Origin of the sequence: Catenuloplanes sp. NPDC051500, assembly GCF_044454585.1 — a bacterium.
Classification (GTDB): domain Bacteria; phylum Actinomycetota; class Actinomycetes; order Mycobacteriales; family Micromonosporaceae; genus Catenuloplanes.
Genome location: NZ_JBITDX010000002.1, coordinates 253,655 through 275,944, shown reverse-complemented (window position 1 = coordinate 275,944; position 22,290 = coordinate 253,655). Strand labels below are relative to the sequence as shown.

General features: G+C 70.3%; 23 protein-coding genes. 19 read left to right on the top strand and 4 right to left on the bottom strand.

Annotated elements, in window-relative coordinates; all coding sequences use genetic code 11:
• Positions 1–119: 119 nt before the first annotated feature.
• From ACIA8K_RS04235 to ACIA8K_RS04205, 7 genes are all read left to right on the top strand, one after another.
• On the top strand, positions 120–1,067 hold the full coding sequence (locus ACIA8K_RS04235) for a hypothetical protein (RefSeq protein WP_396054798.1): 948 nt from the start codon (positions 120–122) through the stop codon (positions 1,065–1,067).
• A gap of 123 nt (positions 1,068–1,190) precedes the next feature.
• Complete coding sequence (locus ACIA8K_RS04230; RefSeq protein ID WP_396054796.1) at positions 1,191–1,643, top strand: DUF948 domain-containing protein; 453 nt, start codon at positions 1,191–1,193, stop codon at positions 1,641–1,643.
• 42 nt (positions 1,644–1,685) lie between these two features.
• Complete coding sequence (locus tag ACIA8K_RS04225) at positions 1,686–1,982, top strand: hypothetical protein (RefSeq protein ID WP_396054794.1); 297 nt, start codon at positions 1,686–1,688, stop codon at positions 1,980–1,982.
• On the top strand, positions 1,979–4,660 hold the full coding sequence (alaS, locus tag ACIA8K_RS04220) for an alanine--tRNA ligase (RefSeq protein ID WP_396054792.1): 2,682 nt from the start codon (positions 1,979–1,981) through the stop codon (positions 4,658–4,660). Before ACIA8K_RS04225 ends, alaS begins: the two co-directional genes overlap by 4 nt.
• Before the next feature lie 89 nt (positions 4,661–4,749).
• Entirely contained in the window at positions 4,750–5,205 is a 456-nt protein-coding gene (gene ruvX / locus ACIA8K_RS04215) for a Holliday junction resolvase RuvX (RefSeq protein ID WP_396054790.1), read from the top strand.
• On the top strand, positions 5,205–6,398 hold the full coding sequence (gene mltG, locus ACIA8K_RS04210; RefSeq protein WP_396054788.1) for an endolytic transglycosylase MltG: 1,194 nt from the start codon (positions 5,205–5,207) through the stop codon (positions 6,396–6,398). The genes ruvX and mltG overlap by 1 nt, the downstream gene beginning before the upstream one ends.
• Positions 6,395–7,216, top strand: coding sequence for a shikimate dehydrogenase (locus ACIA8K_RS04205; protein WP_396054786.1), 822 nt, complete (start codon positions 6,395–6,397; stop codon positions 7,214–7,216). The genes mltG and ACIA8K_RS04205 overlap by 4 nt, the downstream gene beginning before the upstream one ends.
• Before the next feature lie 155 nt (positions 7,217–7,371).
• Here ACIA8K_RS04205 and ACIA8K_RS04200 read toward each other — a convergent pair whose 3' ends face one another.
• Positions 7,372–8,211 (bottom strand): NAD(P)H-binding protein, encoded by an 840-nt coding sequence (locus ACIA8K_RS04200; RefSeq protein WP_396054784.1) that lies wholly within the window; start codon positions 8,209–8,211, stop codon positions 7,372–7,374.
• An 89-nt stretch (positions 8,212–8,300) separates the two neighbouring features.
• Here ACIA8K_RS04200 and ACIA8K_RS04195 point away from each other — a divergent pair, with 89 nt between their 5' ends.
• Positions 8,301–8,672 (top strand): winged helix-turn-helix transcriptional regulator, encoded by a 372-nt coding sequence (locus tag ACIA8K_RS04195; protein WP_396054782.1) that lies wholly within the window; start codon positions 8,301–8,303, stop codon positions 8,670–8,672.
• A 677-nt stretch (positions 8,673–9,349) separates the two neighbouring features.
• On the top strand, positions 9,350–9,997 hold the full coding sequence (locus tag ACIA8K_RS04190) for an IS5/IS1182 family transposase (protein WP_396054780.1): 648 nt from the start codon (positions 9,350–9,352) through the stop codon (positions 9,995–9,997).
• An 873-nt stretch (positions 9,998–10,870) separates the two neighbouring features.
• Here the strand turns inward: ACIA8K_RS04190 and ACIA8K_RS04185 are convergent.
• Entirely contained in the window at positions 10,871–11,920 is a 1,050-nt protein-coding gene (locus ACIA8K_RS04185) for a multidrug effflux MFS transporter (RefSeq protein WP_396054778.1), read from the bottom strand.
• Between the two features lie 69 nt (positions 11,921–11,989).
• Between ACIA8K_RS04185 and ACIA8K_RS04180 the strand changes: the two genes are divergently transcribed.
• From ACIA8K_RS04180 to aroQ, 6 genes are all read left to right on the top strand, one after another.
• A complete protein-coding gene (locus ACIA8K_RS04180; RefSeq protein ID WP_396054776.1) occupies positions 11,990–12,643 on the top strand; it encodes a MarR family winged helix-turn-helix transcriptional regulator in 654 nt (217 codons plus the stop codon).
• A 13-nt stretch (positions 12,644–12,656) separates the two neighbouring features.
• A complete protein-coding gene (gene aroC, locus ACIA8K_RS04175; protein WP_396054774.1) occupies positions 12,657–13,835 on the top strand; it encodes a chorismate synthase in 1,179 nt (392 codons plus the stop codon).
• Entirely contained in the window at positions 13,832–14,335 is a 504-nt protein-coding gene (locus ACIA8K_RS04170) for a shikimate kinase (protein WP_396054772.1), read from the top strand. Before aroC ends, ACIA8K_RS04170 begins: the two co-directional genes overlap by 4 nt.
• A 139-nt stretch (positions 14,336–14,474) precedes the next feature.
• Positions 14,475–15,047: a DUF3455 domain-containing protein gene (locus tag ACIA8K_RS04165; RefSeq protein WP_396054770.1), complete on the top strand. Its 573-nt coding sequence runs from the start codon at positions 14,475–14,477 to the stop codon at positions 15,045–15,047.
• Between the two features lie 109 nt (positions 15,048–15,156).
• Complete coding sequence (aroB, locus tag ACIA8K_RS04160; RefSeq protein ID WP_396055632.1) at positions 15,157–16,233, top strand: 3-dehydroquinate synthase; 1,077 nt, start codon at positions 15,157–15,159, stop codon at positions 16,231–16,233.
• Positions 16,233–16,658, top strand: coding sequence for a type II 3-dehydroquinate dehydratase (gene aroQ / locus ACIA8K_RS04155; RefSeq protein ID WP_396055630.1), 426 nt, complete (start codon positions 16,233–16,235; stop codon positions 16,656–16,658). The genes aroB and aroQ overlap by 1 nt, the downstream gene beginning before the upstream one ends.
• 95 nt (positions 16,659–16,753) lie before the next feature.
• On the opposite strand, the gene mptB is transcribed toward aroQ, so the two are convergent.
• Positions 16,754–18,265 (bottom strand): polyprenol phosphomannose-dependent alpha 1,6 mannosyltransferase MptB, encoded by a 1,512-nt coding sequence (mptB, locus tag ACIA8K_RS04150; protein ID WP_396054768.1) that lies wholly within the window; start codon positions 18,263–18,265, stop codon positions 16,754–16,756.
• A 311-nt stretch (positions 18,266–18,576) separates the two neighbouring features.
• Here mptB and efp point away from each other — a divergent pair, with 311 nt between their 5' ends.
• Both efp and nusB read left to right on the top strand, forming a co-directional pair.
• Positions 18,577–19,134 carry an elongation factor P gene (efp, locus tag ACIA8K_RS04145; RefSeq protein ID WP_396054766.1) on the top strand — a complete coding sequence of 186 codons (558 nt, stop codon included), beginning with the start codon at positions 18,577–18,579 and terminating at the stop codon, positions 19,132–19,134.
• A gap of 23 nt (positions 19,135–19,157) precedes the next feature.
• Entirely contained in the window at positions 19,158–19,568 is a 411-nt protein-coding gene (gene nusB, locus ACIA8K_RS04140; protein WP_396054764.1) for a transcription antitermination factor NusB, read from the top strand.
• Positions 19,569–20,009: 441 nt separating this feature from the next.
• Here the strand turns inward: nusB and ACIA8K_RS04135 are convergent, their stop codons facing one another.
• Positions 20,010–20,498: a transcriptional regulator gene (locus tag ACIA8K_RS04135; RefSeq protein WP_396054762.1), complete on the bottom strand. Its 489-nt coding sequence runs from the start codon at positions 20,496–20,498 to the stop codon at positions 20,010–20,012.
• 293 nt (positions 20,499–20,791) lie between these two features.
• On the opposite strand from ACIA8K_RS04135, the gene pyrR reads away from it, so the two are divergent.
• Positions 20,792–21,382 carry a bifunctional pyr operon transcriptional regulator/uracil phosphoribosyltransferase PyrR gene (gene pyrR, locus ACIA8K_RS04130; RefSeq protein WP_396055628.1) on the top strand — a complete coding sequence of 197 codons (591 nt, stop codon included), beginning with the start codon at positions 20,792–20,794 and terminating at the stop codon, positions 21,380–21,382.
• Complete coding sequence (locus ACIA8K_RS04125; protein WP_396054760.1) at positions 21,379–22,290, top strand: aspartate carbamoyltransferase catalytic subunit; 912 nt, start codon at positions 21,379–21,381, stop codon at positions 22,288–22,290. Before pyrR ends, ACIA8K_RS04125 begins: the two co-directional genes overlap by 4 nt.

The following is a 22,290-nucleotide window of genomic DNA, read 5'->3' as shown; positions in this document are numbered from 1 at the left end:
CCGGTGGCCTCGGTGGTCCTGGCGGTCCCGGCGGTCCCGGTAGTCCCGGCGGTCCCGGTGCTGCCGGAAGCCCTGGCGCCCCCGGGGGCCTCCGGGAGATCGGCGCCGCCCGTGCCGCCGTGCGCCCACCCGGCATCGACGCCCCCGCAGAGCCGGGCCCGACCCCGGTTCCCGGCCAGGCGATGGTCCGTCGTGGCCCGCTGCCCGAGGAGGGGAGCCTCGACGCCGCCGCCCGTGCGGTGGCCCGTGGCCCCCGCACAATCCCGGCCGAGATGAACGCGCTGCCGGGCAGGGCGGCCATTGCGGCGCTCCCGGCCGGCAACGGCGAGGGTGGCCCGCTCGACAGTGGTGCCGTGCGCCAGGCGTCCGGCCTCGACGGCGTACCAGATGAGGCTCTGGAGAAGCGGCAGCGGGAACAGCGTCAGCTGCGGCTGGGTGCGCTTGTCCTGGTCACGCTGCTGGTACTCGGCGCGTTGCCGCTGTATTTCGGCATCCGGGCCGCGACGCGCGATCCGGTGTTCAACACGCTTGATGAGCTGGGCGTGCCCACCTGGGCCGCGCAGGAGCCGGACGATCAGATCACCGGCTCGCGGTGGTGCTTCATCGAGTGCCGGCTGCGGGAGCGGACGGCCACGTCGGAGAAGGCGCCGGAGGAGACGACCCGGGTCTATCAGACCGCGCTTGACGACGCCGGATGGCAGCGGTGGCAGGTCGACGGGTGCCCGGATCAGCCGGTGGACCAGGGCGACTACTCGTGCTGGCGGCGGGACGAGCTGACGCTTGACCTGTGGATCAGGCCACCGGCCTGTGCGGACGGCGCGCTGGCGCAGCGTCCGGCGGGCGAGTCGGAGGTCGCGCCGCCGGAGGGCGCCGCACCCGCGGCGGACTGCCCGGGCGCGGCCGTTTCGATCAAGGTCAACAACGCGATCGGGGACGGCCGTACGCAGCCGCAGCCGAGCGTACCGCCCGAGTTCCTGGGTGAGACGCCGGACGCGACGTTCGACTACTCGACAGACATCCCGACCGATCTGCCGACGGACCTTCCGCTGCCGGAGCCGACGCAGTAACACCTCGGGGATCTCCGGCGCGCGGCGGCGTGTCACTGAGGGTAGGGTGCGCAGGTTGGCGCAGAGTGGACGGTGTCGCCTGCCCACATACATTGAGCAGGGGATAGATAGAGGGGAACACGCGTGGACGGTGGAGAGATCGCAGCTCTGATCGGGGCCGGGGCGTTCGCGATGCTGGTGCTGGTGCTGGCCGTGCCGATTCTGAGGCTGCGGCACACGATCGATGCAGCGACCCGCACGATCAACGACCTGAACGACCGCACGGAGCCGTTGCTGCGGAACGTGAACCTCACCATCGAGGGTGTGAACACCACGCTGGACCAGGTGCACACCTCGCTTGACGGGGTGAACATCCAGCTGGCGAAGGTGGACACGATCACCGGGCATGTGCAGAACGTGAGCGCCAACGTGGCGAACCTGACCACCGTGGTCTCGGCAGCCGCCGCGAACCCGCTGGTGAAGGTGGCCGCGTTCGGGTACGGCGTGCGCAAGGCGGCCTCGGCCCGCCGTGGCGCCGAGCAGGAGCGCGAGATCAAGACCGAGCTGAAGGCACGCCGGCGCGCCGGCAGTCGCTGACCCCGGAACTGCACCGCGCAACCCGCACGGAAGGATGTCCTCATGAAGCGTCTGCTCTGGCTCGGGATCGGCCTCGGTGTCGGTGTTCTCGTGGTCCGTCAGGTGACGAAGATGGCGCACGCGTACACGCCGCAGGGTCTCGCCGCGTCGGCCCAGGAATCGGCCGGCGGTCTGCTGGAGTCCGTGCGTAGCTTCGTCGACGACGTCCGGGAGGCGATGGCCGAGCGTGAGCAGGAGATTCACGCCGCCTTCGCCGAGGGCGTGCTGTACGACGACCAGTTCGCCGAGGAGCGGGGCTACCCGCTGGACGGCATCGACACTCAGGAAGGCCGCAGATGAAGACCGCGGAGATCAAGCGACGATACCTGGCGCACTTCGAGGCCAACGGCCACGCCGTGGTGCCGTCCGCTCCGCTGCCGGCCATTGACGACCCGAACCTGTTGTTCGTCAACGCCGGCATGGTGCAGTTCGTGCCGTACTTCCTGGGTCAGCGGAAGCAGCCGTGGCCGCGCGCGGTCTCGGTGCAGAAGTGCATCCGGACGCCGGACATCGACGAGGTCGGCAAGACCTCGCGGCACGGCACGTTCTTCCAGATGAACGGCAACTTCTCGTTCGGGGACTACTTCAAGGACGGCGCTATCCCGCTGGCCTGGGACCTGATCACGAAGTCGGTCGACGACGGCGGTTTCGGCCTGGACCCGGAGCGGATCTGGGCGACCGTCTACCTCGACGACGACGAGGCCATCGAGATCTGGAAGAAGACCGGAATGCCGTCCGAGCGGATCGTGCGCCGGGGCAAGAAGGACAACTACTGGTCGATGGGAATCCCGGGCCCCGCCGGTCCGTGCTCCGAGCTGTACTACGACCGCGGCCCGGCGTACGGCCCGGACGGCGGCCCCGAGGTGGACGAGGACCGCTACCTCGAGTTCTGGAACCTCGTCTTCATGCAGTACGAGATCACGAACGTACGCAGCAAGGAAGAGTTCGACATCGTCGGCGAGCTGCCGGCCAAGAACATCGACACCGGCATGGGCCTGGAGCGGATGGCCTCCATCCTGCAGGGCGTCGACAACATGTACGAGATCGACGAGATCCGGCCGGTGCTCGACAAGGCCGCCGCGCTCACCGGCAAGACCTACGGGGTGAACTCCGGGCATGCCGCCTCCGAGTCGCACCCGGACGACGTGCGCCTGCGGGTGATCGCGGACCACGTCCGTACCTCCCTGATGTTGATCGGTGACGGTGTCACGCCGTCGAACGAGGGCCGCGGCTACGTGCTGCGCCGCATCATGCGCCGCGCGATCCGGTCGGTTCGGCTGCTCGGCTGGCAGGACAAGGCGCTGCCGGAGCTGCTGCCGGTGGCCCGGGACTGCATGGCGCCGTCCTACCCGGAGCTGGCGGAGGAGTTCGACCGCATCTCCACGTACGCGTACGCGGAGGAGGACGCGTTCCTCGCCACGCTGCGGTCCGGCACGACGATTCTGGACACCGCGATCGCCGAGACGAAGAAGGCCGGGGGAGCCAAGCTCACCGGTGACAAGGCGTTCCAGCTGCACGACACGTACGGCTTCCCGATCGACCTGACCCTGGAGATCGCGGCCGAGCAGGGCCTGGCCGTCGACGACGAGGGCTTCCGCCGCCTGATGACCGAGCAGCGGACGCGGGCCAAGGAGGACGCGCGGGCGCGCAAGACCGGCCACACCGACGTGTCGGCCTACCGCAGCGTGCTCGAGGACGGCGGCGCGGTGGAGTTCACCGGCTACGCCGAGACCTCACGGGAATCCCGTGTACGGGCGCTGCTCAGCAAGGGTGAGCGACTGCAGTCCGCAGGCGAGGGCGACACGATCGAGCTGGTGCTCGACACCACCCCGTTCTACGCCGAGGGCGGTGGCCAGCAGCCGGACAACGGCCTGATCACGGTCGGCGGCGGCCAGGTCGAGGTCTTCGACGTACAGCAGCCGGTGCCGGGCCTGATCGTGCACAAGGCGCGGGTGGTCCGTGGCGAGGTGCGCCCCGGCGAGTCCGGATTCGCCGAGATCGACACGAACCGGCGCCGGGCGATCTCCCGCTCGCACACCGCCACGCACCTGGTGCACCAGACGATCCGCAACTTCCTCGGCGAGTCCGCGACCCAGGCCGGTTCGATGAACGCGCCGGGCCGGCTGCGGTTCGACTTCAACACGCCGGGGGCGGTGCCGCCAGCCGTGCTTCAGGACGTGGAGCAGCAGGTCAACGAGGTGCTGCTGGCCGACCACGAGGTGCACGCGTTCGTCACCTCGCAGGAGGAGGCGCGGCGTCTCGGCGCGATGGCGCTGTTCGGCGAGAAGTACGGCGACGAGGTCCGGGTCGTCGAGGTCGGCGACTACGCCCGTGAGCTGTGCGGTGGCACGCACGTGGCGCGCTCCGGCCAGCTTGGCCTGGTGAAGATCCTGTCCGAGTCGTCGATCGGCTCCGGCGTCCGCCGGGTCGAGGCGCTGGTCGGCATCGACGCGTTCGGCTTCCTGGCCAAGGAGCATCTGCTGGTGTCCCGCCTGGCCGACATCTTCCGGATTCCGGCGGACCAGGTCGGGGACCGGGTCGAGCAGACCGTCGCCGCGCTGCGCGACGCGGAGAAGGAGCTGGAGAAGCTGCGTGCCCAGGCGGTGCTCGGCGGCGCCGGTGCGATCGCGGACGCGGCCCGGGACCTGAACGGCATCGCGTACGTCGGGGCGGAGGCGCCGGAGGGCGCGGCCGGCAACGACGTACGGACGCTGGCGATGGAGATCCGCGGGAAGATCGGCCAGAGCCGTCCCGCAGTGGTCGCGGTGGCCGCGAAGTCCAACGGCAAAGCGTCACTCATCGTAGCGACCAATGCGGCAGCCCGCGATCGTGGCGTGTCCGCGTCGGACCTGGTGAAGGGCGCGCTCGGCGGTCGCGGTGGCGGTAATGCTGAGCTTGCGCAGGGCGGCGGCGTGCCCGCAGGGGAGACCGTTAAGCTTCTGACCGCTGTGGAGAAGGCAATTTCCGACGTCGGCTGATGGCGTCAACGCCCGATCGGCCATTACTCTTCGCAGCGTGGCCCGATCGACGGCAGGAGGCGCGTGTTCAAGCTTGGCAGGGTGATCGCATGACGCTCACTCGCGGTGTTCGTCTGGGTGTGGACGTGGGATCGGTGCGCGTCGGGGTCGCGGTGTGCGATCCCGACGGCATCCTCGCCAGCCCGGTCGCCACCGTCCCCCGTGACCAAAATGCCGCTGATGATGCCGTTCCGGGCGATATGGCGGAAGTTTCGCGGCTTGCTACGGAGTACGAAGCGGTGACTATCGTCGTGGGTCTGCCCGTCGCTCTCAACGGGCGCGAGGGACCTGCCGCCATCTCGGTCCGCGCGTACGCGGAGCGGCTGGAGCGGGTGATCTCCCCCGTGCCGGTCGTTCTGGCGGACGAGCGTATGTCGACGGTGGTGGCTACCCGTAGGCTGTCCGAGCGGGGCGTTCGTGGGCGGCGTCAGCGAGCGGTCGTCGATCAGGCGGCCGCCGTGGAAATCCTGCAAGGCTGGCTGGACGCGCAGCGGAGGCGGAACTGATGCTCGACGACTTGGAAGCTGTGTTCGACGAGGAGCAACCCCAGAAGGGGCGGCCGCTCCACCGACGCAAGAAGAAGCGCGGCGGCGGTGGCAAATCAGTCATCGCGCTGGTCATGGTGCTGCTCATCTTCGGCGGACTCGCCGGGGCGGGCTACTACGGCTTCGACCGTGCACGTAACTACTTCACCACCCCCGATTACGACGGGCCGGGTGCGGGCGAGGCGCTGATAGAGGTGAAGAACGGCGACTCCGCCACCTCGATCGGCAACACGCTCTACAAGGTGGACGTGGTCAAGTCGGCCAAGGCCTTCATCAACGCCGCGAACGAGAATCCGGACAGTAAGAACATCCAAACTGGATTCTACAAGCTGAAGAAGCAGATGAAGGCGTCCGACGCGCTTCTCGCGCTTCTCAACTTGGAAAACAGGGTCTCGACCAAGGTCACCATCAACGAGGGCCTGACGTCGTTCCAGATCTACGACGAGTTGTCGAAGGTGACGAACATACCCGTCGACGACTTCAAGGAAGCGGCGAAGGACCCGATCGCGCTCGGCGTGCCGGACTTCTGGTTCAACCGCAGCGACGGCAAGAAGACCGACAGGTCGATCGAGGGCTTCCTCTTCCCGGACACGTACAACTTCGACCCGGGCCTGAACGCCAAGCAGACGCTGCAGGTCATGGTCAAGCGTTTCCTGACGGTCGCCGAAGAGGTCGACTTCGTCAACAAGGTCGAGAGCAAGCTCGACATCACGCCGTACGACGCGCTGATGGTCGCCTCGCTCTCCCAGGCCGAGGCCGGCATCGCCACCGACCTGCCCAAGGTCTCCCGGGTCGTCTACAACACGCTCTTCAAGCCGAGCACCGAGATCGGCAGCAAGGCGGTCCTGCGGCTGGACGTGACAATCAACTACGGTCACCAGGTCGAGGGGCGCGACGCCAAGGAGTCGAAGAACATCACGGCCGCCGAGCTCGCCGACGCGTCCAACCCGTGGAACTCGCACCTCAACGAGGGCTTGCCGCCGTCCCCGATCAACAACCCGGGCAAGGCCGCGCTCGAGGGCGCGGAGTCCCCGGCCGACGGTAACTGGTACTTCTTCGTCGCCATCGACAAGCAGGGCAACTCGGCCTTCGCGGAGACCTACGCCGAGCAGCAGCGCAACGAGCAGAAGGCCAGGGAGGCCGGGGTTCTGTGACGTCCGCCTACCGGGCAGCCGTTCTCGGCAAGCCGATCGCGCACTCGCTCTCGCCCGTGCTGCACAACGCCGGTTACACGGCCGCGGGCCTCACCGGGTGGGCGTACTCAGCGATCGAATGCGCCGAGTCCGAGCTGCCCGGCCTGGTGGACACCCTCGGCCCGGAGTGGCGCGGCCTGTCCGTGACCATGCCGCTCAAAGAGGTCGCGCTCACCGTCGCCGCCCAGGCATCACCTGCCGCCACCGCGCTCGGCGTGGCGAACACGCTGGTCCGCCGCACTGACGGCTCCTGGTTCGCGGACAACACCGACGTCACCGGCATGGTCTCGGTGCTCCGCGGCGCCGGCCTCGCGGACGGCCCGGCGATCGCGCTGCTCGGCGGCGGCGGCACGGCCCGCGCCGCGATCGGTGCCGCGGCCCGCCTCGGCCACGCCCCGGTCACCGTCTTCGTCCGGCGCCCCGAGGCCGGTGCGGAGCTGGCCCCGGTCGCCGCCGCACTCGGCGTTCCGTTCCGCGTCGCACCCTGGTCCGAGGCGACCACGCTCGGCGGCTACGACCTGGTCGTCTCCACCGTCCCGAAGGGCGCCGCGGACCACCTCGCCGCCGGCCCGCCCTGGCCCGCGACCACCGTCTACTTCGACGTGGTCTACGACCCGTGGCCCACCCCGCTCGCCGCCTGGGCCGCCGCCGGCGGCTGCCCGGTCCTCTCCGGCCTTGACCTCCTCCACGCCCAGGCCCTTGGCCAGTTCGCCCAGTTCACCGGCGTGCCGGCCCCCGCCGACGCGATGCGCGAGGCCCTGGACAAAGCCACAGCCTGACCAGGGCCCAGACGCTGTCTCGACGGGGGATGACGGGCTCAGACGTAGCCTGGCCGCACGCCGTAGGGCGTCCGTGCCGCGTACCCAGCGGGCCGGTGGCATTCGGCTGGTTTCACGGTTTGTGACGTACGGCAGCCGCTGGCCTGGCCGGTTTTCTAGCGAAACATGGCGATATTTCGGGAGACCCAGTCGGCGAACGTGCGCGGGGGGCGGCCGAGAACCCGCTCGACATCCGGGCTGATCTCCAGTTCGGAAGCGTTCGGCGAACCGAGGATGTCAAGGGTGTCGTCGGCCAGTTCGGGGGGCATGGCCTGCGTCATGGCGGCCTTGGCCTCCTCGCGGGTGAGCTCGTGGAACCGCACCGGCTCGCCGAGCGCGGACGCGATGACCTCCACCTGCCGTCGTGGGGAGATCGGGTCCGGGCCGGTAAGGGCGTACACGCCGCCGATGTGCCGGTCCTCAAGCAGTGCGGCCGCGGCGACCTCGGCGATGTCGGCCGGGTCCAGGATCGGCACCGCGACGTCCCCGAACGGCGCCGCTACGACCCGTTGCGTGCGCACGGACTCGGCCCACCACTGCGCGTTGGATGCGAAGCCGCCCGGGCGCAGGATCACCCAGTCCAGGCCGGACGCCTGAAGCGTGTCCTCCAGCTCGCGCATTGCGATCCGGGTCCGGCCGAACGGCCGCGTCACCACGCCAAGCGTGGAGAGCAGGACGACCCGCCGGACCCCGCTCGCCGCGGCGCGCTCGATGACGGCGGCCGAATCGGCATCCGCCGCGTGCAGGTCGCCGGAGAGCAGCAGGAACAGCGCCTTCGCGCCGGCCAGCGCGGGCTCCAGACTCGCCGGGTCGGTCAGGTCGGCCGCCACGTGCCGCACGCCGTCCGGTACCGGCCCAGGACGTCGCGACACGGCCGTCACCTGCGCGCCCGCGTCGGCCAGCGCCTGGGTCAACGGCCGTCCGATGTTGCCGGTGGCTCCGGTTACTACGATCATTTCTCGGCTCCTCGCCAGTGGGTTCTGGTGCAGACGCTAGGAGCCGGGCTTACTTATGGTAAGGACATACCTGTAGGTAAGCTCCGGACATGAGGGAAGGCCTGCAGCTCGACCCGCCCGGCAACGCGAAGCGGTATGAGGTCTTTCACACCGACTGCCCTGCCCGCGACGTGGTCGACCACGTGACCAGCCGCTGGGGCATCTGGGTACTGATCGCCCTGCTCCGCCACGACCTGCGCTTCTTCGAGCTGCGCGACAGCATCCGCGGCATCAGCGAGAAGATGCTCGCCCAGACCCTTCGCGGCCTCGTCGCGGACGGCCTGGTCAGCCGCACGGTCGAGCCCACCACCCCGCCCCAGGTCACCTACGCCCTGACCGACTTCGGCCGCCACGTCGGAGAACCGCTTTCCGACCTCTTCGCCCGCATCACCCAGGGCCTCCCACCTCGCCCCGAGAGCTGATCCGCCCACCGCCGCCCAAGGCTCGAGGCGCCGAGCGCCGTTCTGTGCGACCCGCCTACCAGGCCGCACACCTTCACCGCACCCTCCGGCCCGACGCACCGACCACGCGGGAGGCGGTCGACTACGCGGGATCTGGTCGACTGCGCGGGATGCGGTCGACTGCGTGGGACCTGGCCGACTGCGTGGGATCTGGTCGACTGCGCGGGATGCGGTCGAGTGCGCGGAACCTGGCCGACTGCGCGGAACCGGCCGATCACGCGGGACTTGGCCGATCACGCGGGACTTGGCCGATCACGCGGGACCTGGCCGATCACGCGGGACCTGGCCGACCATGCGGAAACCGGCCCACCACGCGGAAATCCGAGCGGTCGATGCCGCGGCCAGCGCGCCTGGCGCTGGCGGCTGCCGTCTCGGGGAGTGTCGCGATAAGCCGAAATCTCGGGCGCAACGCGCCCTCTTCCGAGCTGTGCCCCAGTGGCACGGCTTCTCGCGTCGTGACTTCTCGCGCTCCGGTTCCTTGCGCCGTGGTTCCTTGGTTGCGGTTGGTGTAAGTCATCGGCAGTAAGAGCGACCGGCAGTAGGTGGTCGCTCAGTCGTCTGGGCAACCCCGGTAGCGGGGGCGGGCACGGGCCTGTCGATCATCGGAGTTCTCTACGCTTCGTGATCTCTGGAGTCCCGTGCCTGCGCTGCCATCATCGTTGTTCGAGCCTGTCTGGGTCCGGTTCGCCGCGTTGCTGCCTGACCGGCCCCGGGTCCATCCGGGACATCCGCTGGGCTGTCACCGCCCGCACGTCCCGGACCGGATCGTGTTCGAGCACGTCATCGCCGCCCTCGTACACGGCTCCGGCTACGAACGCATCGCCTCGCCAGGCTGCTCGGACCGCACCATCCGCCGTCGCCTGGTGATCTGGGCGCAGGCCGGTATCGGCGAGGAAGTCCACGAACTCGCCCTCGACGCCTACGACCACATGATCGGCCTGGACCTGGCCGATGTCAGCGCCGACGGCGCGATCACCAAAGCACCCTGCGGCGGCGACAAAGCAGGCCGATCCCCGGTCGACCGCGGCAAGCAAGGCCTGAAACGCTCCACCGGCGTCGACGCCACCGGGATCCCCCTCGGGATCGTCTCCGCCGCCGCGAACCGGCACGACTCACCACTACTACGCGACACCTTCGCCGCCTACGACGCCCAGATCGGCCACTTCTGGCCGGCCCAGATCAACGCCCACCTCGACGCCGCCATCGTCACCATCCGTCAACTCATCCGCCGCGCCAGAACCCTCTACCGCTGCGACACCCGACCCACCACCCGCAGACTCAAGTAGCGCCTATCGCCGGTCGTGGTCCCCGCAGCGGCTTGATCGCAACCGGCGCGAGCTGGATCCATCCGCGTGCTCCCGCGGATTTCGGACCACACTCAACCTCACCGTCGCCTTAAGGATCATTCAGTGGTACGAAAGATAGGTCCACTTCGCCGATGACCATGCTTTTCGTACCACTGAATGATCCCTAAGGCAGACGACGGCGTGGTTTGTCCTGTTTGCCCTGATGGGAGTAGCGCTCGGCGCCGGGCAGCCCACCCGACGTTCCCCGGGGCGACCGGCAGTGGTCCGGTTCGCTGATCATGTCGGGACGCCCGTACCGACCGCGGAGCGGATCGGACCGATATCTCATGACACAAGCGCCCGGCGTCCATCGCAAGTCGTGGCGCGTTGCCACACCCCAGTGAGCCTGCACCCAATCGCCCGCAATGACTCCTACCTGCAACTTCGAGCCCAGCGATACCCCGCCGACGCGGGCTACCGGTCGGGCACTCCGCCTGACATGTGCGCTAAGCCCAGGTCAGAGCCCATGATCAACTTAAGCTAAGTGGCATTGGGTGCGGTGCCCCGCGGTGTGGTGCCGGTGGGTGGTGCGCGCGGTGTGGTGCCGGTGGGTGGTGCCCGCGGTGCGGTGCCGGTGGGTGGTGCCCGCGGTGTGGTGCCGGTGGGTGGTGCGCGCGGTGTGGTGCCGGTGGGTGGTGTCCGTGATGCGGTGCCGGAGGGTGGTGGGCCGGTGGTGTCGTTTGCGGTGGGGTTTGGGGGTGGGCCGGCCGGCGCGGGGCCGGAAGGGAGGCCCCCTGGGGGCCGACCGGTGCCCGCGGGAGCGTGCGGGCCGCAACCAGCCGCAGAGTGGGAAAGCGTGGTTGTGGGGGTGGGTCAGGGGCGGGCCAGGGTGAGGACGGTGAGGAGGGAGAGGGTGGCGCTGTTGGGGTTGACCATGCCGAGGGTGGCCAGGTACCAGAAGAGGAGGGCGACTACGCCGATCATGCTGGAGAGGAAGGCCATGCCGAGGAGGGTGGCGCCGACGACGGCACCGGCGGCCAGTGATGTGATCAGCAGGTGGCGCGGGGTGAAGCGGTCGAGGAGGCGGCCGTTGAGTTGGCTGGCGGCGACCAGGGCGACGGCGTTGACGCCGAACAGGATGCCGTAGACGGCTGTGGAGAGGCCGAAGACGTCCTGCAGGACGAACGAGGAGCCGGAGAGGTACGCGAAGAGGCCGGCCATGGCGAGGCCGCCGGAGACCGCGTAGCCGATGAAGATCCGGTCGGCGGCCAGGACGCGGGTGGTGTCGGCGACGTCGGCGAGGCCGCGGGTGCTGCGGCGGGACGGGGGCAGCGTCTCCGGCAGGATCCTGATGACCGCGACGGCGATCAGTGTGGCGACGGCGGCGAGGACGACGAAGATGCCGCGCCAGTCGGTGACCGTGAGGACCGCGCTGCCCAGGCTGGGGGCGAGCACCGGGGCGACGCCGAAGACCAGGGCGAGCCGGGAGAAGTACTTGGCGGCGGCCCTGCCGGTGAACAGGTCACCGACGACGGCGCGGGCGACCACAGTGCCCATGCCGCCGGCGAAACCCTGCGCGAAGCGGATCGCGGCAAGCGTGCCGGTGGACGGGGCGAACGCGCAGAGCAGGGAGAGTAGCGCGTACGCGACCATGCCGACGATCACCGGGGTACGGCGGCCGAGGCGGTCGCTGAGCGGGCCGGTGACGAGTTGGCCGACGGCCATGCCGACAAGCAGCGTGGTGAGGGAGAGCTGCACCTCGGACGGTGCGGCGCCGAGGTCGTCCGCGATCTGGGGGAACGCGGGCAGGTACATGTCGATGGAGAGCGGGCCGATCGCGGTAAGCGTGCCGAGCAGTGCGACCAGGGCCACGGCGGCCTTTCCGCGTGGCGGCGCGACCGTATCCACGGCGGTCTCAGACACGGTATTTTCCCTTCACCGGACCAATAGCTCTGACCACAGACTAGTTGCATGGCGTAGTAGAAAGAGGCAATGAATTCGCGGTTGGAGATCAGCGACACGCTCGGCCGGCTGCATCAGGTGTTGCGCCGCGCCGCTGCCCGGCGCAACGGCGCAGGCCTTCTGCCAGACGCGCAGATCGCCGTGTTGCGCCTGGTGGAGGGGCGGCCGGGCATCCGGGTCCGGGACGTGGCGGAGGCGTTGCGCGCGGCGCCGAACACGGTGAGCACGCTTGTCGGGGACCTTGCGAACGCCGGACTGCTGGCCCGCGAGCGCGCGCCGGAGAACCGCCGTCAGGTCCGGCTCACGCTCACCGGCCAGGCCCGCGACCGGATCGACGCCTATCACGCGCAGCGCCGTGAGGTGGTCGCGGACGCGCTCGACCGACTCGGCCCCGAGGCCCGCGACCGGATCACGGCGGCCCTGCCGGACCTGCACCGCCTCGCCGAGCTGATCGACGCCGGTCCCGAGCGCGAGACGCCTGCCGGTCCCGAGCGCGAGACGCCTGCCGGCCCCGAGCGCGAGACGCCTGCCGGCCCCGAGCGCGAGACGCCTGCCGGTCCCGAGCGCGAGACGCCTGCCGGTCCCGAGCGCGAGACGTCTGCCGGTCGGGAGGAGGGAGAGACGCCTGCCGGCCCGGAACATGGGACGCCGCGGCCACCACGTGAGACCGGAAACGGCTCATGACAGACTGGGCGGCGTGTTGCGCTGGCTGACCGCAGGTGAATCCCATGGACCCGCTCTCGTCGCTCTGCTGGAGGGGGTCCCCGCCGGCGTGCGGGTGACGAGCTCCGACATCGGTGCGGAGCTGGCCCGCCGCCGCCTCGGCTACGGTCGTGGCGCCCGCATGGCGTTCGAGCAGGACGAGATCGAGATCATCGGGGGTGTCCGGCACGGCGTCACGCTGGGCAGTCCGGTCGCGATCCGGATCGGCAACTCCGAGTGGCCGAAGTGGCAGACCGTGATGGCCGCCGACCCGGTCGATCCGGAGGAGCTGGCGAAGCAGGCCCGTAATGCGCCGCTGACCCGCCCTCGGCCGGGTCACGCCGACCTGGCCGGCATGCAGAAGTACGGGCACACCGACGCCCGGCCGATCCTGGAGCGCGCGTCCGCGCGGGAGACGGCCGCGCGCGTCGCGGTCGGCACCGTCGCGAAGGCGATCGTGCACCAGACGCTCGGCGTCCAGATCGTGTCGCACGTGGTCGAGCTGGGTTCGGTCGCGGCCGAGCCCGGCCTGCAGCCCCGGCCGGAGGACTTCGACCGGATCGACGCGGACCCGCTGCGCTGCCTCGACCCGGAGGCCAGCGCGCGGATGGTGGCGGAGGTCGACGCCGCGAAGAAGGACGCGGACACGCTCGGCGGCATCGTCGAGGTGCTGGCGTACGAGGTGCCCCCGGGCCTCGGCTCGCACGTGCAGTGGGACCGCAAGCTGGACGCCCGGCTGGCCACCGCGCTGATGTCGATCCAGGCGATCAAGGGTGTGGAGATCGGTGACGCCTGGCTGCAGGCCCGGTCCCGCGGCTCGGTCGCGCACGACGAGATCGCGCCCACCGCGACCGGCGTGAAGCGGCTCACCGACCGGGCCGGCGGCCTGGAGGGCGGCATGACCACCGGCGAGCCGCTGCGCGTCCGGGCGGCGATGAAGCCGATCTCGTCGCTCAACCGCGCGCTCTCCACTGTCGACGTGCTCACCGGCGAGGTCGCCACCGCGATCAACCAGCGTTCGGACGTGTGCGCGGTCCCGGCCGCCGCGGTCGTGGCGGAGGCGATGGTCGCGCTTGTGCTGGCCGAGGCCGCGACGGAGAAGTTCGGCGGCGACTCCGCGGACGAGATCCGCCGGAACCTGGCCGGGTACCTCGAGAACCTGATCATCAAGTGAGGCCCGCCTGCGTGCTCGTCGGCCTGATGGGCGCGGGGAAGACCACTGTCGGCACCGCGCTTGCCGAGCGGCTCGGCGTCGGGTTCCGCGACACCGACCACGACGTCGAGGCCATCGCCGGCAAACCGGTGTCGGACATCTTCATCGACGACGGTGAGGACCACTTCCGCGCGCTTGAGCGGCAGGCGGTCGCGGCCGCGCTTGACAGCTTCGACGGCGTGCTGGCACTCGGCGGCGGCGCGGTCCTGGCCGAGGAGACGCGCGCGGTACTGGCCGGGCACACGGTGGTCTTCCTCTCGGTGGAGCTGGGGGACGCGGTCAAGCGCGTCGGGCTCGGCGCGGGGCGGCCGCTGCTGGCGCTCAACCCGCGGGCGACGTTGCGGCACCTGATGCAGCAGCGGGCGCCGCTCTACCGGGAGGTCGCCTCGCACGTGGTGGTCACTGACGGCCGGGAGCCGGACGAGGTCACCGACGAGATCCTCACGCTGCTCAAACGCTGAGAAACCGAGATCGCGCAAGCGCTGAGAAACCGACAATCCGTAAAGATCCTTCTTTTTCATCGATCTCTTCGCGCGGGACTCCCGTACTACTCCACGAACGGCGTGACCGACACGTCGTAGGAGACGGAAGAAGAGTTCAATGCGCATGACCCGTTCGAAGATCCGCACGCTGGCGGTCGTCGGTATGGCCGGCGTCGTTGCCACCCTCGGGACCGTCGCCTTCCAGGCGAACGCGGCCGAGGTCCCGGTCGCTCCCGCCGCCGTCGGGCCGGGCGCCCAGTCGGTGGGCATCCCGCGCATTCCCGCCGCGATCAAGCCGCCGAAGGGCGCCAAGCCGATCGGTGCGTACGTGGTCACCACCGGCACCCAGACGTACACGTGCGCGGGCGGCGTCTACCCCGCCGCGTCCGTCCCGGAGGCCACGCTGATCGGCACCGGCGGCAAGGTGCACCACTTCAAGGGCCCCAGCTGGCAGTCGGAGCGGGACGGCTCGCTCGTCACCGCGACCAAGACCGCGGAGAGCCCGAAGGCCGGCACCATCGCCGAGCTGCTGCTGACTGTGAACAGCACCTCCGGCACGGGTGTGCTGAGCAAGGCCGCGTACATCAGCCGGCTGGCCACCTCCGGCGGCGTCGCACCGGCCGAGGCGTGCACCGACGGCGCCACCAAGGCTGTTCCGTACAAGGCCGTCTACGTCTTCTGGTCCAAGTAGTCGCCGGGGGTGCCCGCCGGGCCGGTGGGCACCCGGCGCGCCGTGCCGGAACCACGGACCTCCGGACCCGGCGCGCGTACTAGGCTCAGCGCCGATGACTGAGCTGATGATGACCGGGCCGACGCGCATCGACGTGAGCGGCGACACCCCCTATCAGGTGCTGGTCGGCCGCGGGCTGCTCGACGAGCTGCCCGGCCTGCTCACCGGCGCCGAGCAGGCCGCGTTGCTCTATGCCGGGCCGCTCGCGTCCCACGCGGAGCAGCTGGCGGATCTGCTCGGCCGGGCAGGCATCCGGACGCTCCCGATCGAGGTCCCGGACGCGGAGGACGGCAAGAGCATCGGCGTCGCGGCCGGCTGCTGGGACGCGCTCGGCGCGAACGGCTTCACCCGCAGCGACGTGGTGGTCGGGCTAGGCGGCGGCGCGGTCACCGACCTCGCCGGCTTCGTGGCCGCGGCCTGGCTGCGCGGCGTGCGCTGGGTGCCGGTCTCCACCTCGCTGCTCGGCATGGTCGACGCCGCGGTCGGCGGCAAGACCGGCGTCAACACGTCCGCGGGCAAGAACCTGGTCGGTGCGTTCCATCCGCCGGCCGGCGTGCTCTGCGACCTGGCGATGCTCGACACGCTCCCGCACGCGGACCTGGTCGCAGGCCTGGCCGAGGTGGTCAAGTGCGGCTTCATCGCGGACCCGGCCATCCTCGACCTGATCGAGGCGGATCCGCGCGCGGCCCAGGACCCGGCGGACCCGGCGGTCCGCGAGCTGGTCGAGCGCGCGATCCGGGTCAAGGCGCACGTGGTCTCCGGCGACCTGCGCGAGTCCGGGCTGCGCGAGATCCTGAACTACGGGCACACGCTCGCGCATGCGATCGAGAAGCACGAGCACTACCGCTGGCGGCACGGGCACGCGGTCTCGGTCGGGCTGATCTACGCGGCCGCGCTCTCGGTGGGCGCCGGCCGCCTGGCGCCGGACGTCGCGGCCCGCCACCGGGCCGTGCTGACCTCGCTCGGCCTGCCGGTCACCTACGAGGCCGACGCCTGGCCGGCGTTGCTCGCCGCGATGCGGGTGGACAAGAAGGCGCGCGGCAGCCAGCTGCGGTTCGTGGTGCTCGACGGGCTCGGCACGCCGTCGATCCTGGCCGGTCCGTCCGAGGAACTGCTTGCGGCGGCGTACCGCGAGGTGCTGTCGTGATCTTCGTGTTGAACGGGCCGAACCTCGGCCGGCTCGGCACCCGGCAGCCGGAGATCTACGGGAAGACCACGCACGCGGACCTGGTGCGCTTCTGCGAGGACGCCGGCCGCGAGCTCGGGCTGGACGTGACGGTCCGGCAGACGGACGCGGAGCACGAGATGCTGGCCTGGCTCTACGAGGCGGCGGACGGCGGTATTCCCGTGGTGCTCAACGCGGGCGCCTGGACGCACTACAACATCGCTGTGCGGGACGCCTGCGCGCTGCTCACCGCGCCCCTGGTCGAGGTGCACATCTCCAACGTCCACAAGCGCGAGGAGTTCCGCCACCACTCGGTGCTCTCCGCGGTCGCCACCGGCGTCATCGCCGGCCTCGGCATCGAGGGTTACCGGCTCGCGCTCCGCTACCTGGCCGCGGCCACCTCCTAAAAAGATCATCCGGGGGTACGACCCGGAGCGCCTGACGGCCCGCGCGCATGCCCACGCGGCCGGCCGTCAGGCGCGGGCGCCCACGCCCGGCCGGGTCAGACCACCGACTCGGCCGGGAGCGCGCGCTCCCGGAACGCCCGGTCGTCCGCGCCGAGCTCCAGACGCTCCTCGGCCGCGCCACGCCGGGGCAGCCACCACAACGTCACCGCGGCCGTCACGGCAAGCGTCAGCACACCGCCCAGCACCGCCTGCAGCACCTGCGCCGGTGAGACCGGGGAGCCGGTCGGCAGCACAAGCACGGAGAGCGCGGCGCAGCCCATCGCCACCCAGCCGCGCACCGGGCTGTCCGCCTCACCGGGCGCGCCGGCCGCGACCAGGACCACGCCCCACAGCACGTACCAGGGGTGCACGATCGGGCCGAGCAGCACGAGCGCGAGCAGTCCCAGGCCGAGCGCGTAGACCGGGCCGAGCACCCGGGCGCGCACCCAGACGAGCAGGCCGCAGCCGACCGCGGCCGCCACGCCCACGCCGCGCCAGAACGGGACCGCGTGGTGGGCCAGGCCGGTGCCGATCGCGTCCATCAGGAACTCGGTGGTCACGCCGGCGTCGGTGCTCACCGACATCCAGTTGTGCACCACCGCGGGCGTGTCGAGCGCGCCGACCCAGCCGTACCCGGTGCCGGCCAGCGCGTGCACCACGATCGCGACCGCGGCCGCGGCAAGCAGCGTCAACGACGCGGTCCAGCAGAACGTGAGCAGCGGCCACCTGTCGTCGACCGCCCGCCGGGAGCGCCGCACCCGCAGCGCCCAGAGCAGTGCGCAGAACGGCAGCGCCAGCGCGGCCGGCGCCTTGACCAGCGCGGCCATCGTCACAAGCGTCACGCCCAGCACCGGCGCGTACGGCCCGAGCCGCCGGGACACCACCACGGCCAGGCCTGCCACAAGCAGCCCGAGCATCAGCGCGTCGTTGTGCGCGCCCGCGACCAGGTGCGTGAGGACCAGCGGGTTGAGCACGCCGAGCCAGAGCGCGGAGCCGGGGGAGACGCCCAGGCGGCGGGCCAGCACCGGCACCGCGAACGCCATCAGTGCCACGCCGGCGACCGCGACCAGGCGCATGCCGAGCACGCCGGCGACGATGTGCGTGCCGGTGACAGTGGTGACGAGCGCGGCCACGGCCAGGAACAGCGGGCCGTACGGCGCGGGCGTGTGCTGCCAGATCTCCGGCACCTCGGCCGCGAGCGGGCCGCCGAGGCTTGACGGCCCGTAGAGGTAGACGTCCATCCCCGTGGCGAACATCGTGCCTTGCGCCAGGTAGCTGTAGACGTCCCGGCTGAACAGCGGCGGGCAGATCAGCAGCGGCGCGGCCCAGAGCCCGAGCGTGATCTGCAGGGACCTGGTGGCGGGTCCGGCGGCGCCCAGCCGCCACCAGGCGACCACGAGCAACGTCAGGCCGGCGTACGCGACCGCCATGCCCAGCCCGGCGAGGTCGCGCAGCGCCGTCTGTTGATAGGGCAGCGCTCCGGACGTGGTTCCGCCGGCCGCGAGCATCACCGACCCGGCGACCCCCAGCCACCGCGGCGTCCCGCTGAATCTGGCCAGGCGCACCATGGGCGATCGCCCCAGGGCCTGGCGAGAGGAAAATCGGACATTCGGCAGGCTGTAGGCAGTCGGCACGGTCGCACGCTGCCAGCAACGGGTGTCGATTCGGCGACGAGAAGGTAACGAATGATTGATCGTCACGCGTCGGCGGTGCGGGTCGCAGGGCGATGACCAGCCCGGCAGGCGCAAGCCCGGGGTGCGCCGGTAGACTGGGCTATCGTCCGCAACGTAGTGCCGGTTTCACAGCGTCTCGATGAATTCAGCGTCTCTACGAATTCAGCGCCTTGTGTGAACCTGGCCCGGCTTCACAAAGGCAGGGTATGGCCTCCACCAACGATCTCAAGAACGGCCTGGTCCTCAACCTCGACAAGGAGCTGTGGTCCGTCGTCGAGTTCCAGCACGTGAAGCCCGGCAAGGGCCCGGCTTTCGTGCGCACCAAGCTGAAGAGCGTGCTCTCCGGCAAGGTGGTCGACAAGACGTTCAACGCCGGCACCAAGGTGGAGACGGCCACCGTCGACAAGCGGACGATGCAGTTCCTGTACAAGGACGGCGAAGACTTCGTCTTCATGGACCTCGACACCTACGAGCAGATCAACGTCTCCGGTGCGACGGTCGGCGACAACGCCAACTACCTGCTTCCGGAGGCTGAGGCCACGGTCGCGACGCACGAGGGTGTGCCGCTCTACGTCGAGATGGCCACCTCGGTCATGCTCGAGGTGACGTACACCGAGCCGGGCCTGCAGGGCGACCGCTCCACCGGCGGCACCAAGCCCGCCACCGTGGAGACCGGCGCGACGGTGCAGGTGCCGCTGTTCATCACCACCGGTGAGAAGATCAAGGTCGACACCCGCGACGGCCGTTACCTCGGCCGCAGCTAATGGCGGAGGGCCCGAAACAATCGATGCCCGCGCGCCGCAAGTCGCGCAAGCGGGCGCTCGACGTCCTCTACGAGGCCGACCTTCGTAATCTGCCCCCGGTCGAGGTGCTTGCGAACTATCTTCAGCGCATCGAGCAGCCCCGGCCCGAGCACATCGGCTACACGATCCGGATCGTCGAGGGCGCGGCCGCGCACCTCGACCGGATCGACGAGCTGCTGGCCAGCTACGCCGAGGGCTGGACGATAGACCGCATGCCGGTCGTCGACCGGAACCTGGCCCGCATCGCGGTCTACGAGCTGCTCTACGCGGACGACATCGACGACGCGGTCGCTATCTCCGAGGCCGTGGAGCTGGCCCGGCAGATGTCGACCGACGACTCACCCCGGTTCCTCAACGGCATCCTCGGCCGCATCGCCGAGTTCGCCACCCGCTGACCCGGCACGCAGTCAGCTCCGAGAGCCCGCCCGGCCCCGGCCCGGCGGGCTTTTCGCGTACCCGCGGAGGGGTTTTTGTGGGGTTTTGCGCGCTTCGACAAGCCGACCTTGACTGCGCTGCGTGGCCGTCCATTCGTGCTGATCACCGTCTTGGTGCGGCAACGGGACCGGCGGGTTGCCGATAGGCCGGACATGTCGGAATCGACGCACCGCCGGCGAGCCCGGAAACGCGAAAACCGCGCAGCGGGAGCTGCGCGGTCCGGTGCGCGAGGCCGAGGCGCTCTGCGTAGCGATGCGCGGCGCGGCGGGCCAAGCGTGAGGGGATGGAGTATGCGGCCGGCAGAGGGGGCCGGCCGGTTGTGGCGGGTCAACCGCGGGCGGGCCGTGCTGGGTCGGGGGCACGGACCGCCCGGTCAGGGCCGGGGACGGCCCTGGGACGCCTTAGGACGCGAAGAACGCGCGCGGGTCGGCGACCAGCACGTTCGCTTCGGTGAGGCGCTCGATCAGGCCGGAGGGGGAGATGTCGTAGACGATGGCGAGCGCGCGCAGGTCGTCGGCCCTTATGGAGAGGACCCGGCCGTTGTAGTCGCCGCGCTGCTGCTGGATGGCGCGGGCGTAACGGGCGACGTACGCGAGGTCCTCGCCGGCCTCGTCGTAGAGCTTCTCGAGGTCGAGGACGATCTTGTTGGTCGGCTCGTGCCGGATGCCGCTGCCGTCGGGCAGCAGCTCGGAGACCGGCACCCGGTAGAAGTCGGCCAGCTCGGCCAGACGGGAGACGGTCACCGCGCGGTCACCGCGCTCGTAGGAGCCGACGACGACGGCCTTCCAGCGCCCGTTCGACTTCTCCTCCACACCCTGCAGGGAAAGGCCCTGCTGCTGGCGGATAGAGCGCAGTCGGGCGCCCAAAGACTTGGCGTACTCAGAGGGCATCAGGACACTCCAGTGCTGGCGTGGGCTTGGACCCACCGCGCGATCGCTACGCTGCGTGACGGTACGTCGCGAACGACACGCGGTCAAGTGGCGATTACGGTCCAGTTGGCGAGATCATAGGACTTGACCGGTTTTTCGCTTTCCTGAGTCGGTAGTCAGCCACGTCACCCGCATGTCAGCGGAGTGGCTGGTGGGGACGCTGGTAACGTAGCGTGCAGCCACCGGTCGGCTGACCGGCGCAGACATCCTTTAACGACCCGTCCAGTGAGGCGGGGAAGGAGGTCCGAGTGGCGTTGCACGACGCTGCCCCGGAGACATCGCCCGAGACCGTCCCGGCCCAGACCGGAAACGGCAAGGTCATCCTTGCCGAGACCGACGTCCAGCGGGTCGTGGACCGGATCGCACATCAGATCCTCGAGAAGACCGAGGGTGCGCGAGACACCGTGCTCTTCGGCATCCCCACCCGGGGCGCCCCGCTTGCGAAGCGGCTTTCCGCCCGAATTCACGCTTTCGAGGGTATCGCCGTTCCGGTCGGCACGCTCGATGTCACGCTTTACCGCGACGATCTCCGGCTGAAGGCGGCCCGCGCGCTCGGGCCCACTGACGTGCCCCCGGGCGGCGTCGACGGCCTCCGGGTGATCCTGGTGGACGACGTGCTCTTCTCCGGCCGCACGGTCCGGGCCGCGCTTGACGCGCTCGCCGACCTCGGCCGGCCCTCCTCGGTGCAGCTCGCGGTGCTTGTCGACCGTGGTCACCGGGAGCTGCCGATCCGCGCCGATTACGTCGGCAAGAACATCCCGACCGCGCTGAGCGAGAGCGTGAAGGTCGCGCTCGCCGAGATCGACGGTCTGGACGAGGTCAAGCTGTACGGGAGCGACGCATGATCAAGCACCTGCGCGACGCCAGCGACCTGGACGCGGCCAACGCCACGCTGATCCTGGACACCGCGCGCGAACTGGCCCGGCTGACCGGCGGCCGCGAGGTGAAGAAGCTGCCCACGCTGCGCGGCCGGACCGTGGTGAACCTGTTCTACGAGGACTCCACGCGTACCCGGATCAGTTTCGAAGCGGCCGCGAAGCGGCTCTCCGCCGACGTGATCAACTTTTCCGCCAAGGGCTCAAGCGTCTCCAAGGGCGAGAGCCTGAAGGACACCGCGCTGACGCTTCAGGCGATGGGCGCGGACGCGGTGGTGATCCGGCACGGCGCGTCCGGCGCCCCCCACCGGCTGGCGAACTGGGTGGACGGCTCGGTGGTCAACGCCGGCGACGGCACCCACGAGCACCCGACCCAGGCGCTTCTCGACGCGTTCACCATGCGCGAGCGGCTGGGCCGGCTGGCCGGGCTGAACGTGACGATCGTCGGCGACGTGCTGCACAGCCGCGTCGCCAGGTCGAACGTGGTGCTGCTCGCCACGCTCGGCGCGAAGGTGACGCTCGTGGGCCCGCCGACGCTGATCCCTGTCGACATCAGCGCGACGGCGCAGGTCTCCTACGACCTGGACTCCGTTTTGCCGGACAGCGACGTGGTGATGATGTTGCGTGTGCAGCACGAGCGGATGAACGCGTCCTACTTCCCGTCGGCCCGCGAGTACAGCCGCCGCTACGGGATGGACGGCGCGCGCATGGCCCGGCTGCCGGAGCACGCGATCGTCATGCACCCCGGCCCGATGAACCGGGGCATGGAGATCTCGCCCGAGGTGGCCGACTCGCCCCGCTCCACGATCGTCGAACAGGTCGCCAACGGCGTGAGCGTCCGGATGGCCGTCCTCTATCTCCTGCTCGGAGGCAAGTAA

What these genes read in the sequence shown, in the direction of transcription:
- ACIA8K_RS04135 (WP_396054762.1), bottom strand. Translation starts at nt 20,498, where the DNA reads ATGCCCTCTGAGTACGCCAAGTCTTTGGGCGCCCGACTGCGCTCTATC.
- efp (WP_396054766.1), top strand. Translation starts at nt 18,577, where the DNA reads ATGGCCTCCACCAACGATCTCAAGAACGGCCTGGTCCTCAACCTCGAC.
- ACIA8K_RS04180 (WP_396054776.1), top strand. Translation starts at nt 11,990, where the DNA reads ATGAATTCGCGGTTGGAGATCAGCGACACGCTCGGCCGGCTGCATCAG.
- nusB (WP_396054764.1), top strand. Translation starts at nt 19,158, where the DNA reads ATGCCCGCGCGCCGCAAGTCGCGCAAGCGGGCGCTCGACGTCCTCTAC.
- ACIA8K_RS04200 (WP_396054784.1), bottom strand. Translation starts at nt 8,211, where the DNA reads ATGATCGTAGTAACCGGAGCCACCGGCAACATCGGACGGCCGTTGACC.
- ACIA8K_RS04125 (WP_396054760.1), top strand. Translation starts at nt 21,379, where the DNA reads ATGATCAAGCACCTGCGCGACGCCAGCGACCTGGACGCGGCCAACGCC.
- ACIA8K_RS04165 (WP_396054770.1), top strand. Translation starts at nt 14,475, where the DNA reads ATGCGCATGACCCGTTCGAAGATCCGCACGCTGGCGGTCGTCGGTATG.
- ACIA8K_RS04225 (WP_396054794.1), top strand. Translation starts at nt 1,686, where the DNA reads ATGAAGCGTCTGCTCTGGCTCGGGATCGGCCTCGGTGTCGGTGTTCTC.
- mltG (WP_396054788.1), top strand. Translation starts at nt 5,205, where the DNA reads ATGCTCGACGACTTGGAAGCTGTGTTCGACGAGGAGCAACCCCAGAAG.
- aroB (WP_396055632.1), top strand. Translation starts at nt 15,157, where the DNA reads ATGACCGGGCCGACGCGCATCGACGTGAGCGGCGACACCCCCTATCAG.
- mptB (WP_396054768.1), bottom strand. Translation starts at nt 18,265, where the DNA reads ATGGTGCGCCTGGCCAGATTCAGCGGGACGCCGCGGTGGCTGGGGGTC.
- ACIA8K_RS04195 (WP_396054782.1), top strand. Translation starts at nt 8,301, where the DNA reads ATGAGGGAAGGCCTGCAGCTCGACCCGCCCGGCAACGCGAAGCGGTAT.
- alaS (WP_396054792.1), top strand. Translation starts at nt 1,979, where the DNA reads ATGAAGACCGCGGAGATCAAGCGACGATACCTGGCGCACTTCGAGGCC.
- ruvX (WP_396054790.1), top strand. Translation starts at nt 4,750, where the DNA reads ATGACGCTCACTCGCGGTGTTCGTCTGGGTGTGGACGTGGGATCGGTG.